The organism is Kitasatospora cathayae (assembly GCF_027627435.1).
In the GTDB taxonomy this organism is placed as follows: Bacteria; Actinomycetota; Actinomycetes; order Streptomycetales; family Streptomycetaceae; genus Kitasatospora; species Kitasatospora cathayae.
Genome location: NZ_CP115450.1, coordinates 7776464 through 7791522 on the forward strand (window position 1 = coordinate 7776464; position 15059 = coordinate 7791522).

The window sequence follows — 15059 nt, forward strand, 5'->3', positions numbered from 1 at the left end:
GCCGTCCACGACCTCACCCCCTGGCTTTCTGGACTGATTCGATGAGCCTCGCCGCACCCGCCCCCGCCGACCGCCGCCCGGTGCTCGCCGTCGCCCACCGCGGCGACCCGTACCGCCACCGCGAGAACACCCTGCCCTCGGTCGAGTCCGCGCTCGCCGCCGGGGCCGACGCCGTCGAGGTGGACGTCCAGCTGACCCGCGACAAGGTGCCGGTGCTGCTGCACGACCCCACCCTGGAGCGGCTGTGGGGCGACCCGCGCGCGATCGGCCGGGTCACCACCGAGCAACTGGACGAGCTGCGCCAGGGCGAACTGGCCGTCCCCACCCTCGCCGAGGCGATCAAGGCCGTGGCGGCCGCGAACGGCCCCCGGCTGCTCATCGACCTGGACGAGCCGGGACCGGCCGCCGCCACCTGGTCCGTCGTCACCGGGCTCGGCGCCGAGCGGGTGGTCGCCTTCTGCGGCCCCGCCACCGCCATGCTCGCCGTGCGCGAGCTCACCCCGGACGCCGAGATCGCGCTGACCTGGAAGCAGCCCCGGATGCCCGCGCCCGCCCTGCTGCGCGACCTGCGCCCGCGCTTCCTCAACCCGCCGTTCGGTCTGGTCACCCCCCGGTTCGTCGAGGCCGCGGCCGACGAGGGGCTCGCCGTCTCCACCTGGACGGCCGACCTGCGCCGCACCATGCGCCGACTGCGCGACACCGGGGCCGCCTCGATCACCACCAACCGGATCTCCGTACTGCGCTCGGTCGTGGACGGCCGCCGGTGACGGTGCTCGGCACCCGGGCGCTGGGCCGGGCACTGCTGGCCCGTCAGCACCTGCTCGCCCGCACCGACCGGACGCCCCTCGAGGTCATCCACCACCTCGGCGGGCTCCAGGCCCAGGCCGTCCCCCAGCCGCCGTACCTCGGGCTGCTCTCCCGGCTGGACGGCTTCACCCCGGAGCGGCTCACCGAGCTGCTCGAACGGCGGGCGGTGGTCCGGATCGCGCTCCAGCGCGGCACCATCCACCTGGTCACCGCCGAGGACTGCCTGACCCTGCGCCCGCTGCTCCAGCCCGTCCTCGACCAGGCGCTGCGCACCACCTACGGCAAACAGCTGGCCGGACTCGACCTGGACGCGCTGGCCACCGAGGCCCGCGCGCTGGTCGAGGAGGAGCCGCGCACCTTCCAGCGGCTCGGCGCGCTGCTGGCAGCCACCCGCCCGGACCGCGACCCGGCGGCGCTGGCCCAGGCCGCACGGTGCCTGCTGCCGCTGGTCCAGGTGCCACCGCGCGGGCTGTGGGGGCGCAGCGGCCCGGCCGCCCACACCACCGCCGAGGCCTGGCTCGGCCGCCCGCTCGACCCCGCGCCCTCGCCGGACGGCCTGGTGCTGCGCTACCTCGCCGCCTTCGGCCCGGCGAGCGCGGTGGACCTGACGAAGTGGTGCGGCCTCACCGGCCTCAGTCCGGTGCTGCGGCGGCTGACGCCGCAGCTGCCGACCTTCCGCGACGAGCAGGGCCGGCTGCTGTACGACCTGCCGCGGGCACCCCGCCCGGAACCGGACGCCCCGGCGCCGGTGCGGCTGCTCGCGCCGTTCGACAACCTGCTGCTCTCGCACGCCGACCGGAGCCGGGTGCTGCCGGAGGAGTACCGGGCGCGGGTGATGACCCGGAACGGCCTGGTGCTCGGCACCCTGCTGGTGGACGGGCTGGTCGCCGGAACCTGGCGGCTGACGGCCGACCAGGAGGTGGTCGTCCAGCCCTTCGCCCGCTTGACACGGACGGACCGCGCGGCGACGGAGGCGGAGGCCGAGCGGGTGCGGGCCTTCGCGGGCGCGGACGGGTCGGTACGGATCGAGCCGGCCGGCTAGCTGCCCATAACGGGCAGATCGTCAGATTCTCTGCTGAGATGGGTCGGTTCGGACTCAACGACGACCCTCGGCGGAGGTGGCCGTGTCCGTGGAGCGCCCGCCCGATGGGCGGCCCGACGACCGCAGGCCGTACCTGATGCTGCCGCCGGCAGTGCGGGGGGCGGCGGCCTGGTCGGCGGCGGTGATCCTGTTGATCACCGTCGGCTCGCTGGTGGTCTTCGCGCTGGTCGAGCTGCGGGCCGCGACGGTGCCGTTCGTCCTGGCGCTGCTGGGGACCTCGCTGCTCCACCCGGTGGTGCCCTGGCTGGTCCGGCGGGGCGTGGGCCGGAGCCTGGCGGCCGGGCTGACCTGCCTGGTACTGGTGGTCGCGGTGGTCGGGGTGATCGCCCTGCTGGTCAACTCCCTGGTGCACAGCGCTCCGCAGATCGCCGCCTCGCTGCCGGGCGCCGGGCAGCGGCTGGCCCGGTGGCTCGGGCCCTTCGGGGCGAAGATCCAGCACGCGCTGGAGAACGCCAAGGGCGAGACCAACGCGCTGGTCTCGACCCTCACCCACGGCGTGCTCTCGGGGCTCGGCCTGCTCACCCAGCTGATCACCGGCGCGGTGCTGGCGCTCGCCCTGGTCTTCTTCTTCCTGCGCGACGGCCACCGCACCGGCGAGGCCATCCGCTCCCACCTGCCCGGGCGCGGCGCCGACACCGTGGTCGCCTGCGCCGACCGGGCCTTCGACGCGATGGCCGGCTTCATGCGCGGCACCACCCTGATCGCCCTGATCGACGCGGGCTTCATCACCGTCGGCCTGCTCGCCCTCGGCGTTCCCGGCGCGCCGGGCCTGGGCGCGCTGGTCTTCATGGGGGCGTACATCCCGTTCGTCGGCGCCTTCCTGTCCGGCACGGTGGCGGTGCTGGTCGCGTTGGCCGACGGCGGCCTCGGGACGGCGCTGTGGGCGCTCGGGGTGGTGCTGACGGTCCAGCTGATCGAGGGCAACGTCCTCCAGCCCGTCATCCAGAGCCGCACGGTGGAGCTGCACCCGGCCACCATCATGGTCGCCGTGGTGGCCGGCTCCGGCATCGCGGGCATCATCGGCGCCCTGCTGGCGGTGCCGGTGTGCGCGGCGGGCGCGGGCGTGATCTCGGTGCTCCGGGGGCTGGCGGGCGGCCGGGAGTAAGGCGGTTGCCCTGGGACGGGCAGGTGTGCGAGCATCATTAATGCGACGAGAGTCGCGATAGTAGCTTCGGAGGGGTGCGGGTTGGAACTGTTCGAGGTGGCCGGCGCGGGGGACGGGCCGTACGGGGTTGCGGTGGGGCCGGACGGGGGCGTCTGGTTCACCCTGGTGCACGCCGGGGAGATCGGGCGGCTGGGTGCTGACGGGGTGGTGGAGCGGTTCGGGCTGGGGGCGCCGGAGTGCGGGCCGTCGGTGATCACCGTGGGGCCGGACGGTGCGCTGTGGTTCACCCGGATGCGGGACCACCGGATCGGGCGGATCACGGTGGACGGGGAGGTCTCGTCGTACGGGGTGCCGACCGCGAACGCCGGGCCGTACGGGATCGCCGCCGGGCCGGACGGAGCGATGTGGTTCACCGAACTGAGCGCCGACCGGGTGGGGCGGATCACCGTGGACGGGGAGGTGACGGAGTACCCGCTGCCCCTGGGCGGGGCGTTCCCGTCGCTGATCACCGCCGGGGCGGACGGCGCACTGTGGTGCACGCTCAACCAGGCGGACGCGATCGCCCGGGTGAGCGTCCAGGGCGAGGTGACCGTCCACCGGCTGCCCACCGGGGGCACCGCGCCGGTCGGGATCACCGCCGGGGTGGACGGGGTGCTCTGGTACGTCGGGATCGGCGGCGGACTGGTCGGACGGATCACGGTCGACGGGCAGGTGACCGAGTACCCGCTGGCCGACCGCGCTTCCAAACCGCACGCTATCGCCACTGGCCCGGACGGCCGGCTGTGGTTCACCGAGTGGGGCGCCGGCCGGATCGGCGTCCTCACCCCGGACGGCCGGCTGGACGGCCACCCGGTCCCCGGCCCCGGCGCCGAACCGCACGGCATCGCCGTCGGCCCAGGCGGGGCGGTGTACGCGGCACTGGAGCGCGGGCAGATCGCCCGGCTGGCGGGCTGAACCGCGGGGCCCGCCTGAGTTGACGGTACGTCAACTCTCCCGGCCGTAACGGCCGGTGGGCCGACCGGGTCGGGAGGTCCCGGGTGGGGACCCGGGAAGTCGGGCCCAGCGGCCCCGGGTGGGCGGGTCCAAGGGCCCTGGGGCGTGCGGGGTGTGCGTTCGGATCATGGATCGCATCCATTCGCACGACGTTCCTAAGGAGTGCGTCCTTGAGCGCCACCCAGGCACAGGGCGACCCCACCCCGCGGCCAACGGCCTTGCCGCCCAGCCCGGTTCGGGCCGGGCGGCGGCCGGGCTCGGCCCTGGTCGGACTGCTGACCACCACCGACCACAAGACGATCGGCACCATGTACCTGGTGTCCTCGTTCGCGTTCTTCCTGATCGGCGGCATCCTCGCCCTGGTCATGCGTGCCGAACTCGCCCGGCCCGGAACGCAGATCCTCTCCAACGAGCAGTTCAACCAGGCCTTCACCATGCACGGTTCGGTGATGCTGCTGCTCTTCGCGATGCCGCTGTTCACCGGCTTCGCGAACTGGATCATGCCACTGCAGATCGGCGCGCCCGACGTGGCGTTCCCGCGCCTGAACATGCTGTCCTACTGGCTGTTCATGTTCGGCTCGCTGATCGCCGCCGCCGGCTTCCTCACCCCGCAGGGCGCCGCCGACTTCGGCTGGTTCGCCTACGCGCCGCTGTCCGACGCCGTCCACTCGCCGGGCGTCGGCTCCGACATGTGGATCATGGGTGTCACGCTGTCCGGCTTCGGCAGCATCTTCGGCGCGGTCAACTTCATCACCACCATCATCTGCATGCGCGCCCCCGGACTGACCATGTTCCGGATGTCCATATTCTGCTGGAACGTGCTGCTCACCTCGGTGCTGGTGCTGCTGGTCTTCCCGGTGCTGGCCGCCGCGCTGCTCGCGCTCGAGTGCGACCGCAAGTTCGGCTCGCACGTCTTCGACCCGGCCAACGGCGGGGCGATGCTCTGGCAGCACCTGTTCTGGTTCTTCGGGCATCCCGAGGTGTACATCCTGGCGCTGCCGTTCTTCGGCATCGTCTCGGAGGTCATCCCGGTGTTCAGCCGCAAGCCGATGTTCGGCTACGCCGGACTGATCGCCGCCACGGTGGCCATCGCCGGGCTGTCGGTGACGGTGTGGGCACACCACATGTACGTCACCGGGCAGGTGCTGCTGCCGTTCTTCTCCTTCATGACCTTCCTGATCGCCGTGCCGACCGGCGTCAAGTTCTTCAACTGGGTCGGCACCATGTGGAGGGGCTCGCTGAGCTTCGAGACGCCGATGCTCTGGACGGTCGGCTTCCTGGTCACCTTCCTGTTCGGCGGTCTGACGGGCGTGCTGCTCGCCGCGCCGCCGCTCGACTTCCACGTCTCCGACTCGTACTTCGTCGTCGCCCACTTCCACTACACGCTGTTCGGCACGGTGGTGTACGCGATGTTCGCCGGCTTCCACTTCTGGTGGCCCAAGATGACCGGCAAGAAGCTCGACGAGCGGCTCGGCCGGATCACCTTCTGGACGCTCACCGTCGGCTTCCACACGACCTTCCTGGTGCAGCACTGGCTCGGCGCCGAGGGCATGCCCCGCCGGTACGCCGACTACCTCGCCTCGGACGGGTTCACCACCCTGAACACCGTGTCGACCATCGGGTCCTTCCTGCTCGGCCTGTCGATCCTGCCGTTCCTCTACAACGTCTGGAGGACCGCCAAGTACGGCGAGCGCGTCACCGGGGACGACCCGTGGGGCTGGGGCCGCTCGCTGGAGTGGGCCACCTCCTGCCCGCCGCCGCGGCACAACTTCGTCAAGCTGCCGCGGATCCGCTCCGAATCCCCGGCCTTCGACCTCCACCACCCGGACATCGCGGCCCGGGACGTGCTGGAGCACACCGGGAAGCCGGCCAAGCACCTGGGCGAGGTCGAGCCGGTGAAGTACGACCGGCCGCTGACCCGGGCCGAGCGGGCGCAGGCGTCGTCCTCGTCCTCGTCCTTGTCCTCGTCCTCCGCCACGGACGGCTGAGCCCCGGCTCCCCCTGAACGCCGTTCCCGCCCGCGCCGCTGCCCCCGAGCGGGCGGGAACGGCCCCACATTTCGTGATCCGTGCGACACCGGAAGGCCGGCCCATGACCCACACCGTCCTCGCCATCAGCACCGCCGCCCTCACCGCGAGCGGCTACGTCTGGTACCTGCCCGCCATCGCCGACCTCCAGGCCGGCGCCGACCGGCCGCGCTCCATCCGCACCGCGGCGGCGGCCTGCGTGCTCTGGTGGGCGGCGCTCGCGCTGGCGGGCGGGCTGCTGCTCGCCCTGTCCGACTGGCGGCCGGCCGCACAGGTGGCGCTCGCCGGGCTGGTCGGCGGCGCGGCCCTGCGGGTGCGGGCCCGGTGGGACCGGCGCGGTGAGCAGCGGGAGAGCGCGGCGCGCTGGGCCGCCCTGGACGTCGGCCCGGCCCGGAGGACGGGCCGCCCGACGGCGGTGACGCTGGCGGGGTGGCTGGTCGTGGGCGCGGCGGTGGCCTCGCTCGGGGCGGTCGCGATCCTGTTTTCGGGCGGGGGCGGCGTCGTGCCGAGGGCGGCGCTTGCGGCGGTCAGCGGCGCGGGGGTAGCGCTCGCGTTCCTGCTGATGGGGCTGGGAAACGTACGGCGGCAGGGACGCTGAGCGCGTGCCCGTCCCGACGGCGGCACCGGGAAAGCCCACTCAATGGGGTCGTTGGGCCCTGGGTCCGTGCTGCCGCGCGGGGGATGATGCGGTGGGCCCCGCCGGGAGCGTGCGGGGATGACGAGGGCGGAGCCGTGTGATGGCGACCAAGACGGAGGGCGCCGGGGGTACGGCGCCGGTCCGGGTGTTCCTGCTGGACGACCACGAGGTGGTGCGCCGCGGGGTGCACGACCTGCTGGACGGCGAGCCGGACCTGGTGGTGGTCGGGGAGGCCGCGACGGCGGAGCAGGCGCTGGTGCGGGTGCCGGCGCTGCGGCCCGACGTGGCGGTGCTGGACGTTCGGCTGGGCGACGGGGACGGGGTGTCGGTCTGCCGGGAGCTGCGGTCGCGGATGCCGGACCTGGCCTGTCTGATGCTGACCTCCTTCGACGACGAGGAGGCGCTGCTGGACGCCGTGATGGCGGGCGCCGCCGGGTACGTGCTGAAGCAGATCAGCGGCACCGACCTGGTCGCCGCGGTCCGGACCGTCGCCTCCGGCCGTTCGATGCTCGACCCCGGCGCGGCCACCCGGCTGCTGAACCGCCTGCGCAGCGACGCCGTGCCCGCGCAGCCGGCGACCACCGGACCGGCGCTGACGGCGCGCGAGCAGGAGGTGCTGGCGCTGATCGGAGAGGGCCTGACCAACCGGCAGATCGGCGAGCGGCTCTACCTCGCCGAGAAGACGGTGAAGAACCACGTCTCCCGGCTGCTCGCCAAGCTCGGCGTGGAGCGCCGGGTGCAGGCGGCACTGATCGCCACCGAGCTGCGGCAGTCCGCCGCCGCCCAGCCCTCCCCACTGCGCGCCGGCCGGCGCTGAGGCCCGGGGCGGAGGATCGGGGCCAGACTCCTCCCGGACGGCGCCGGGAGCCGGCTCACGACTCGAGCGGCGCCTCCCACACCAGGCGGGTTCCGCCGTCCTCGCCGTCCGCCGGGCCGAGGGTGAGGGTGCCGCCGACCCGGTCGGCGCGCTCGGCGAGGTTGCGCAGTCCGCTGCGCCGGCCGCCCTCGGGGATGCCCACCCCGTCGTCCGCGACGGTGAGCACCACCCGCCCCGCCAGGGCGCGCAGGGTCACCTCGACCCGGGTGGCGCGGGCGTGCCGGGCGGTGTTGCTGAGGGCCTCGGCCAGCACGGCGACCACGTGCTCGGCGAGTTCCTGCGGGACGTCGGTGTCCAGCAGGCCCTCCATGCTCAGCCGGGGTGCGAGGCCGAGCGGGCCCTGGGCCTCGGTGACGACCCGGGTGGCGCGGGCGCGCAGGCCGTGGTCGGGTTCGCTGTGGGCGCGCAGACCGAAGATGGTCGAGCGGATGATCTTGATGGTCTCGTCCAGGTCCGCCACCGCGCGGGCGACCCGGTCGGCGGCGGCCGGGCTGTCGATCAGCCGGCCCGCGCTCTGCAGGGTCATCCCGGTGGCGAAGAGGCGCTGGATGGCCAGGTCGTGCAGGTCCCGGGCGATCCGGTCGCGGTCCTCCAGCAGGTTCAACTGCTCGGCGTCGCGCCGCCGTTCGGCCAGTTCCAGGGCGAGCGCCGCCTGGTCGGCGAAGCCCAGCAGCGGGCCGGTCTCCTCCGGTCCGAAGGGCGGCTGCCCCGGCGCCCGGGCCAGCAGCAGCACGCCGCGCCCGTACCCGGCGCCGGTGCCCAGTGGCACCGCGACGGCCGGGCCCAGCCCGTCGAAGCGGCCCGCCGGACCGGCCGCGAAGCGGGCGTCGCCGGCCAGTTCGTCGCTGGTCACCGGCGAACCGGAGGCGTACGCAGCGCCGGAGAGGGTGCCGTCCACCGGCACCGTCACTCCCAGCCGGGCCGAGGGGTCGGCACCGAGCGCGACCTCCACCGCCAGCTCCTCGGCCCGCTCCTCCGGGCCGGCCAGCGCCACCGAGACGTCCGCCAGCTCGGCGCCGGCGATCTCCCGGGCCCGGCGGGCGATCAGCTCGACCACCTCCAGACGCGGCGCGCCGGACAGCAGACTGCGGGTGATCTCGGTGCTCGCCCGCAGCCAGCGCTGGCGCAGCTGCGCCTCCTCGTACAGCCGGGCGTTGTCGATCGCCACCCCGGCCGCGACCGCCAGGGTGGCGATCACCGCCTCGTCGTCCTCGTCGAAGTCCAGTCCGCCGCGCTTGTCGGTCAGGTAGAGGTTGCCGAACACCTCGCCGTGCACCCGCACCGGCACCCCGAGGAAGGTGTGCATCGGCGGGTGGTTGGGCGGGAAGCCGACCGAGGCGGGGTGCTCGGAGAGCACCGGGCAGCGCAGCGGCTGCGGGTGTCGGATCAGCTCGCCGAGGATGCCCCGGCCGGAGGGCGGCGCGCCGATCCCGGCCATCTCCTCCTCGGACAGACCGACCGTCAGGAACTGTGACAGGGCGTGCCCGTCCGGGCTGATCACGCCCAGCGCGCCGTAGCGGGCGTCGACCAGGTCGACGGCGGCCTCCACGATCCGGTGCAGCGCCTGGGCGAGATCCAGCTCGCGGCCGACCGCGAGCACCGCCTCCAGCAGGTTGTGCACCCGGTTCTGTGTCCCGCGCGCCGCGTCGATCCGCCACTGGAGCTCTTCCAGCAGCTCGTCCAGGCGCAGCCGGGGCATCCGCGCGCCGCCGCCCGCCGCGCTGCCGTCCACTCCGCCCACCGCAGTCCTCCTCGTCCTCGCCCCGACCGCCGGCCGCTGTCGACCCGACCGTCGGCCGGGGCGGCTTCGGTGGTGTCCGACCAGCGGGAATGCCGTGTCCACACGGTAGTGCCCGGGTGTCGGCCGGGTGGAGGCCGGGGTCGTCCGTAAGGTTCGGGCGGGTCTTCCGTCCCGTGGGCTGGGGTGCCAAGTGTTGTCAATTTCATCAGCATTCCTCAATAATTCGAGCATTTCGCCCGGTAGTCGGGGGCGGCCGGTACGGTCGCCCGGTGATCGTGACGCAGGCGTACCGTTTCGCGCTCGACCCGACTGCGCGTCAGGTCGGGGTGTTGCTGCGTCATGCCGGTGCGGCCCGGGTGGCCTACAACTGGGGCCTGGCGCAGGTGAAGGCGAACCTGTCCCAGCGGGAGGCGGAGAGGTCCTACGGTATCGCCGACGGCGACCTGACACCGTCGCTGTCGTGGTCGATGCACTCGCTCCGCAAGGCGTGGAACACCGCCAAGGCGGATGTCGCGCCGTGGTGGGCGGAGTGTTCGAAGGAGGTTTACGCCACCGGTCTTGACCGCCTCGCGACCGGACTCAGGAACTGGCAGGACTCCAGGCAGACCTCCGATGACACCCGGCCACCCGCCCTGCTCAGCGCGGGCGCCCGCCCGGCGGCAGGACCCTGGCGATCAGCCGCAGCGGCGGACTGTGCCGGAAGGTGAGGGTGAAGCCCACCCACCGGCCGGGCCGCAGCGGCGGCGGGGCGGCGATCATCAGGTCGGCGTCCTCGGGGGACATCGCCAGTTCGCCCCGGGCGGGGACGGGCAGGGCGGAGACCGGCTCCCAGCGGCCCGCCGCGCCCTGGTGGACGTGGCGCTTCAGAGTGATCGGTCCGCCGAATTCCCAGCCGGCGCCGGTCAGTTCGTCGGGGACGTCGCCCGGGTTGCGGATCGTGAAGAAGGCCGCGGTGGCCGCGGCGGCGCCCGCCGTCGGCAGCAGCATCCAGCCCGCGTCGGCCTCCACCGGGCGGGGGCCGCCGGCTCCGCCGACGGCCGTCCAGCCGGTGAGCAGGACCAGTGCGAGTGCCGCCGCGCCCACCGGCGGGCCCGCCACCCTGAACCGCTCCAGCGCCGGGACCCTGAACCGCCCCGCCGCCTTGGAGCGCCCCGGCCCCCTCACCGCCGGCCCCCCTTCCGCTGCTGCCCGCGCCGCCCCGGCTCCCAGGTGCGCAGCCGCAGGCTGTTGCCCACCACCAGCAGGGAGCTGAGCGACATCGCGACCGCCGCCAGCATCGGGTTCAGCAGCCCGACGGCGGCCAGCGGGATCAGCACGAGGTTGTAGCCGAAGGCCCAGAGCAGGTTGGCCCGGATGGTGGCGAGGGTCTGCCGGGCGAGCCGTACCGCGTCCACCACGGCCTCGATCTCGCCGCGCACCAGGGTCAGTCCGGCCGCGCCGATCGCGGCGTCGCTGCCGGAGGCGAGCGCCACTCCGAGGTCGGCCGAGGCCAGCGCGACCGCGTCGTTGACGCCGTCGCCGACCACCGCCACCGTCCGTCCGGCGGCGCGCAGTTCGGCCACCACCTCGGCCTTGCGCTCGGGCGAGGCGGAGGCGTGCACCCGCTCGATGCCCAGCTCGGCGGCGACGGCCCGCGCCGCTCCCGGGCCGTCGCCGGTCAGCAGGACGGTCTCCAGGCCCATGCCGCGCAGCCGGTGGAGGGCCCGCCAGCTGCCCGAGCGCAGCGTGTCGCCGACCGCGAGCACGGCCGCGCCGTGCCCGTCCAGCTCCACCAGTACGGCGGTGCGGCCCGCCTCGCCGGCGGCAGTGACGGCCCCGGCGAGCGCCGACGGCAAGGAGCCGTCCGGCCGGACGGCCCGGATCGACCGGCCCTCGACGGTGCCGGACACCCCGAGGCCGGTCGTGGCCGCGAAGCCGTCCACCGGCGGCAGGGCGCCGCAGCGCTCCCGGGCGGCCGCCGCGACGGCCCGTCCGATCGGATGCTCCGATCGGTGCTCGACCGCGCCCGCCAGCCGCAGCACCTCCTCCTCGGTGAAGCCGTCGGCGACCGTCACCGCGGCCAGCTCCATCCGGCCGGTGGTCAGGGTGCCGGTCTTGTCCACCACCACGGTGTCCACCCGGCGCAGGCTCTCCAGCACCTCCGGGCCGCGCACCAGCACGCCCAGCTCGGCACCGCGGCCGGTCGCGGCGAGCAGCGCGGTCGGGGTGGCCAGGCCCAGTGCGCACGGGCAGGCCACCACCAGCACGGCGACCGCCGCCGTCACCGCCGCCTGCGGGGTCGCGCCCGCGCCCAGCCAGAAGCCCAGCACGCACACCGCCACCGTCAGCACACAGGGCACGAACACCCCGGCCACCGCGTCCGCCAGCCGCTGCGCCCGGGCCTTGCCGGCCTGGGCGTCGGCCACCAGCGCGGTGATCCGGGCCAGTTGGGTGTCGGCGCCGACGGCCGTGGCCCGTACCACCAGCGCCCCGCCGACGTTCACCGTCGCGCCAGCCACCCGGTCCCCGGGGCCGACCTCGACGGGCACGCTCTCCCCGGTCAGCAGGCTCAGGTCGAGCGCCGAACCCCCTTCGACCACCACCCCGTCGGTGGCCACCCGCTCGCCCGGCCGCACCACGAACTCCTGCCCGGGCAGCAGGAGTTCGATCGGTACCAGGCGCTCCTCGCCGTCCTCCGCCCGGACGCACACCTGCTTGGCGCCCAGCTCGGCGAGCGCCCGCAGCGCGGACCCGCTGCGCCGCCGGACCCGCCCCTCCAGCAGCCGCCCGGCCAGCACGAACAGCGGCACGCCGACCGCCGCCTCCAGGTACACGTGTGCCGCGCCGCCGCCGTCGGCGGTCAGCGAGAACGGCATCCGCATGCCCAACCGCCCGGCCCCGCCGAGCAACAGCGCGTACGTCGACCAGCCGAAGGAGGCGACGACGCCCAGGCTGACAAGGGTGTCCATGGTCGCCGTGGCGTGCCGCAGCCCCTGGAAGGCCCGCCGGTGGAAGCCCGCCGAACCCCAGGTCACCACCGGGACGGCCAGCGCGAAGCAGACCCACTGCCAGGCGGTGAACTGCAGCGCGGGCACCATCGACAGGACCAGCACCGGGACGGCCAGCAGGGCGGTGACCAGCAGTCGCCACCGCTCGTCCGGCTCCTCCTCCGGCAACCCGACGGGCACCCCGGCCGACGCCAACTCGGCCGTGTAGCCGGCCCGTTCGACCGCCGCGATCAGCTCGTCCACGGACACCCCGGCCGGGTGCAGCACCCGGGCCCGCCCGGTCGCCAGGTTCACCCCGGCCGTCACCCCGGCGATCCGGCCCAGCCGCTTCTCGACCCGGCCCACGCACGCGGCGCAGGTCATCCCGCCGACCGCCAGATCGGTGGACACCAGGGCCCCGGCATCGGCCCCCGCGACCGGGCTCACCGCATCCCGCCCATGTCGTGCCCACCCGCCCCCGGCGACGCCCCGCCGCTCCGGCTCGGCACCAGCCCCGGCGCCACCGGTCCCGCCTGCCGCCCCACCGCGTACGCCACCACGAACACCACCACCAACAGCAGGGCGAACCCCGCCAACACACTCAACGGCCGGACACCCGGCGATTTCGCACTCACCCCCCACCAGTCGGACACCCGGAGCGGTTGGTTCCCGCACAACCGACGAGACTTTGGGTTGGCTCTGACCTCCCGGTTTGGTCTATAGCGTTGCGTGAACATATTCACACGTTCTGTGAAGATCGTGGTGCGTGTGAAGCTGGAGCCGTCGGCCTATCAGGCCGACACGCCCTGGCTGCCACGCTGCGCGCCTGCAACCGGGCCGCGAACCACGTGTCGGATGTCGCGTTCCGGACGGGTGAGAAGCGCCGTAACGGCTTGCAGCCGCTGGTGTATTGGCAGCGAACGCACCTCGCGCGGGATCGCCCTGGAAGACCTGACGGGCATCCGCGAGAGGGTCAAGGCCAAGCACGACCAGCGGTACCGCCTCCACTCCTGGGCCTTCGCCCAGCTCGGAGCCTTCGTGGAGTACAAGGCCCAGCGCGCCGGGGTCCCGGTCGTGCACGTCAGCCCGGCTTACACCTCCCGCCAATGCTCCTCCTGCCGGCACACCCACCGGACCAACCGAGTGGATCAAGCGACGTTCGCGTGCCGTGCCTGCGGCACCACGATGCACGCGGATGATGGGGCACCTCCCGGCCGAAGGCTGGGGGAGGCTCCCGCAACATCCGCCACCGCGCGGCTGATGCGTGGCAGCGGGGCAAAGTCAACTGCCCCACCAGCGCTCCGTGGATCGCTGGTCAGACGCGGTGACCGCTGACGGGGCAACTCGTCAGGCGCACGGTCAACCGCAAGCCCGTCCTTCAGGGTCGGGTAGTTGACCGTGCACACCTCGGACCCGTCGATCCACTGGGGAATGAACGCCCTCCAGATCCGCTGACCCGCGGCCCGGTCAGCGCCGGATGCTCCGCGGGCCGGTCACCACGGCGCCCAACTCGCCCACACGGCCGCGCAGTTCGCGGTCGGCGGTGACCACCAGGCAGGCCCGCGCCGGATGTTCGGCGCGGGCCTCGCGGACCAGCTCCACGATCCGGTCGTCGCCGCTGCCGCCCGCCGACACCACCCGGACCTCGGGCAGGCCGGTGACGCCCCGGGCCGCGCCCTCGACCACCAGCACCACCTCCAGCGGTCCGGGGTGCTCCGGCACGCCCCGCTCGGCGACGGCGACCAGGGAGTCCCGCAAGCGTTCGGCGGCGCCGCGCCGGTCGCGCCACCACCCGTCCGGCACCGAGCCGACCACGTTCGCGCCGTCCACCACCAGCAGGGGCGGCGGCGCGGCCTCGTTCTGTTCCATGGCCGCCAAGCCTGCCACGGCGGACGGCGGGCGCGGGCATCACTCCGGCCAGTCGGAGTCCCGGATGACGTCGACGAAGTCGCCGCGTTCGAAGCCGGGGACGAAGTGGGGCAGGACGTCGGCCTTGATGTTGCCGAAGGTGGTGTCCGGGCGGTTCCCGATGCCCTCGGGGAAGGCCGCCAGGATGCGGTTCTTGAAGTCGGGCCGAGGGGGCGCGGCGACGACGGCGGCCCGCTGCGCGTCGGTGACCGCGTCGTACCCGATGCCCAGGACGTCCGGTTCCACACCCCGGGTCACCAGGGCGATCTCCGGCGCCATGTGCAGCGGGATCTCCGGGGTGGTGTGCAGGGCGATGGCGGTCCAGACCCGTTGGGCGGGCTCCTCGGCGATGCCGTGCGCGGCGAGGAAGTGGCGGGCCTCGTCGGCGCCGTCGATCTCGAACCGCCGGTCGGTACGGGCGAAGCGCTCGGCGAGCCCGCAACCGTGGGGCGGTCAGTCCGCCAGGGTGATCCGGATGCCGAGGGTGCCGCGCTCGCCGCGGCGCAGTCGGCTGCCGAGCAGGGTGAGCACGCCGAGCAGCCCGTACTTCTGCCGCAGCAGGGTGCGGTAGGCGGCGGTGCGCTCGGGGCCGAGGATCTCGGCGGTGCCGGGGTACTGCTCGCCGGTCGGGCGGCCCTTGACGTCGCAGGGGCCGACCAGGACGTCGGCGCGGTTGCGGATCCGCTTGACCTTCCAGGAGTCCGCGACGGTCCAGATGCCGAGTGCCTCCCCGTCGCGCACCACCCACACCGGGGTCGGCACCGGGGTGCCGTCCTTCTTGTAGGTGGTGACGAGCAGGTAGCTGCCGGCGGAGAGGCTGACGATCCGGGCGAGCCGGTCCGAGGCGGCGGGGTCGGGCGTGGTCATGCCCGGATTCTAGGGCCCGACCCCGGACT

Annotated in this window: 15 protein-coding genes and 1 pseudogene; 9 read left to right on the forward strand and 7 right to left on the reverse strand. The window is 74.2% G+C overall.

Annotation, left to right across the window (positions count from 1 at the left end):
* Positions 1–41 precede the first annotated feature (41 nt).
* From O1G21_RS34625 to O1G21_RS34655, 7 genes are all read left to right on the forward strand, one after another.
* Positions 42–767 (forward strand): glycerophosphodiester phosphodiesterase, encoded by a 726-nt coding sequence (locus O1G21_RS34625; protein ID WP_270149319.1) that lies wholly within the window; start codon positions 42–44, stop codon positions 765–767.
* Entirely contained in the window at positions 764–1849 is a 1086-nt protein-coding gene (locus O1G21_RS34630; protein WP_270149320.1) for a winged helix DNA-binding domain-containing protein, read from the forward strand. Before O1G21_RS34625 ends, O1G21_RS34630 begins: the two co-directional genes overlap by 4 nt.
* An 82-nt stretch (positions 1850–1931) precedes the next feature.
* The gene (locus O1G21_RS34635; protein WP_333493524.1) at positions 1932–3014 is read left to right on the forward strand and encodes an AI-2E family transporter; all 1083 of its coding nucleotides are present in this window, start codon (positions 1932–1934) and stop codon (positions 3012–3014) included.
* 81 nt (positions 3015–3095) lie between these two features.
* On the forward strand, positions 3096–3968 hold the full coding sequence (locus tag O1G21_RS34640) for a Vgb family protein (protein WP_270149322.1): 873 nt from the start codon (positions 3096–3098) through the stop codon (positions 3966–3968).
* Between the two features lie 257 nt (positions 3969–4225).
* A complete protein-coding gene (gene ctaD / locus O1G21_RS34645; protein ID WP_270151417.1) occupies positions 4226–5995 on the forward strand; it encodes an aa3-type cytochrome oxidase subunit I in 1770 nt (589 codons plus the stop codon).
* A gap of 103 nt (positions 5996–6098) precedes the next feature.
* Positions 6099–6632, forward strand: a complete 534-nt coding sequence (locus O1G21_RS34650; RefSeq protein ID WP_270149324.1) for a hypothetical protein — start codon at positions 6099–6101, stop codon at positions 6630–6632.
* Between the two features lie 139 nt (positions 6633–6771).
* A complete protein-coding gene (locus O1G21_RS34655; protein WP_270149326.1) occupies positions 6772–7488 on the forward strand; it encodes a response regulator in 717 nt (238 codons plus the stop codon).
* A 55-nt stretch (positions 7489–7543) separates the two neighbouring features.
* Here the strand turns inward: O1G21_RS34655 and O1G21_RS34660 are convergent, their stop codons facing one another.
* Positions 7544–9247 carry a sensor histidine kinase gene (locus O1G21_RS34660; protein ID WP_270151419.1) on the reverse strand — a complete coding sequence of 568 codons (1704 nt, stop codon included), beginning with the start codon at positions 9245–9247 and terminating at the stop codon, positions 7544–7546.
* 311 nt (positions 9248–9558) lie between these two features.
* On the opposite strand from O1G21_RS34660, the gene O1G21_RS34665 reads away from it, so the two are divergent.
* A complete protein-coding gene (locus tag O1G21_RS34665) occupies positions 9559–9996 on the forward strand; it encodes a helix-turn-helix domain-containing protein (protein ID WP_270149328.1) in 438 nt (145 codons plus the stop codon).
* Here the strand turns inward: O1G21_RS34665 and O1G21_RS34670 are convergent.
* From O1G21_RS34670 to O1G21_RS34680, 3 genes are read right to left on the reverse strand one after another with little or no spacing between them, the layout of a single operon-like run.
* The gene (locus tag O1G21_RS34670; RefSeq protein WP_270149330.1) at positions 9926–10453 is read right to left on the reverse strand and encodes a copper chaperone PCu(A)C; all 528 of its coding nucleotides are present in this window, start codon (positions 10451–10453) and stop codon (positions 9926–9928) included. The genes O1G21_RS34665 and O1G21_RS34670 overlap by 71 nt on opposite strands.
* Positions 10450–12639: a heavy metal translocating P-type ATPase gene (locus O1G21_RS34675; RefSeq protein WP_270151421.1), complete on the reverse strand. Its 2190-nt coding sequence runs from the start codon at positions 12637–12639 to the stop codon at positions 10450–10452. Before O1G21_RS34675 ends, O1G21_RS34670 begins: the two co-directional genes overlap by 4 nt.
* Before the next feature lie 59 nt (positions 12640–12698).
* A complete protein-coding gene (locus O1G21_RS34680) occupies positions 12699–12860 on the reverse strand; it encodes a hypothetical protein (RefSeq protein ID WP_270149332.1) in 162 nt (53 codons plus the stop codon).
* Between the two features lie 250 nt (positions 12861–13110).
* Between O1G21_RS34680 and O1G21_RS34685 the strand changes: the two genes are divergently transcribed.
* Positions 13111–13590 carry a zinc ribbon domain-containing protein gene (locus O1G21_RS34685; RefSeq protein WP_405000849.1) on the forward strand — a complete coding sequence of 160 codons (480 nt, stop codon included), beginning with the start codon at positions 13111–13113 and terminating at the stop codon, positions 13588–13590.
* Between the two features lie 132 nt (positions 13591–13722).
* Here O1G21_RS34685 and O1G21_RS34690 read toward each other — a convergent pair whose 3' ends face one another.
* The 3 genes and pseudogenes from O1G21_RS34690 to O1G21_RS34700 all read right to left on the reverse strand — a co-directional run bounded on the left by O1G21_RS34690 (position 13723) and on the right by O1G21_RS34700 (position 15030).
* Positions 13723–14124, reverse strand: coding sequence for an NTP pyrophosphohydrolase (locus tag O1G21_RS34690; protein WP_270149333.1), 402 nt, complete (start codon positions 14122–14124; stop codon positions 13723–13725).
* Between the two features lie 39 nt (positions 14125–14163).
* Positions 14164–14610 (reverse strand): annotated as a pseudogene (locus O1G21_RS34695) (diguanylate cyclase); the annotation flags it as partial.
* Positions 14611–14616: 6 nt separating this feature from the next.
* Positions 14617–15030, reverse strand: a complete 414-nt coding sequence (locus O1G21_RS34700; protein WP_270149334.1) for a PPOX class F420-dependent oxidoreductase — start codon at positions 15028–15030, stop codon at positions 14617–14619.
* Positions 15031–15059: the final 29 nt, after the last annotated feature.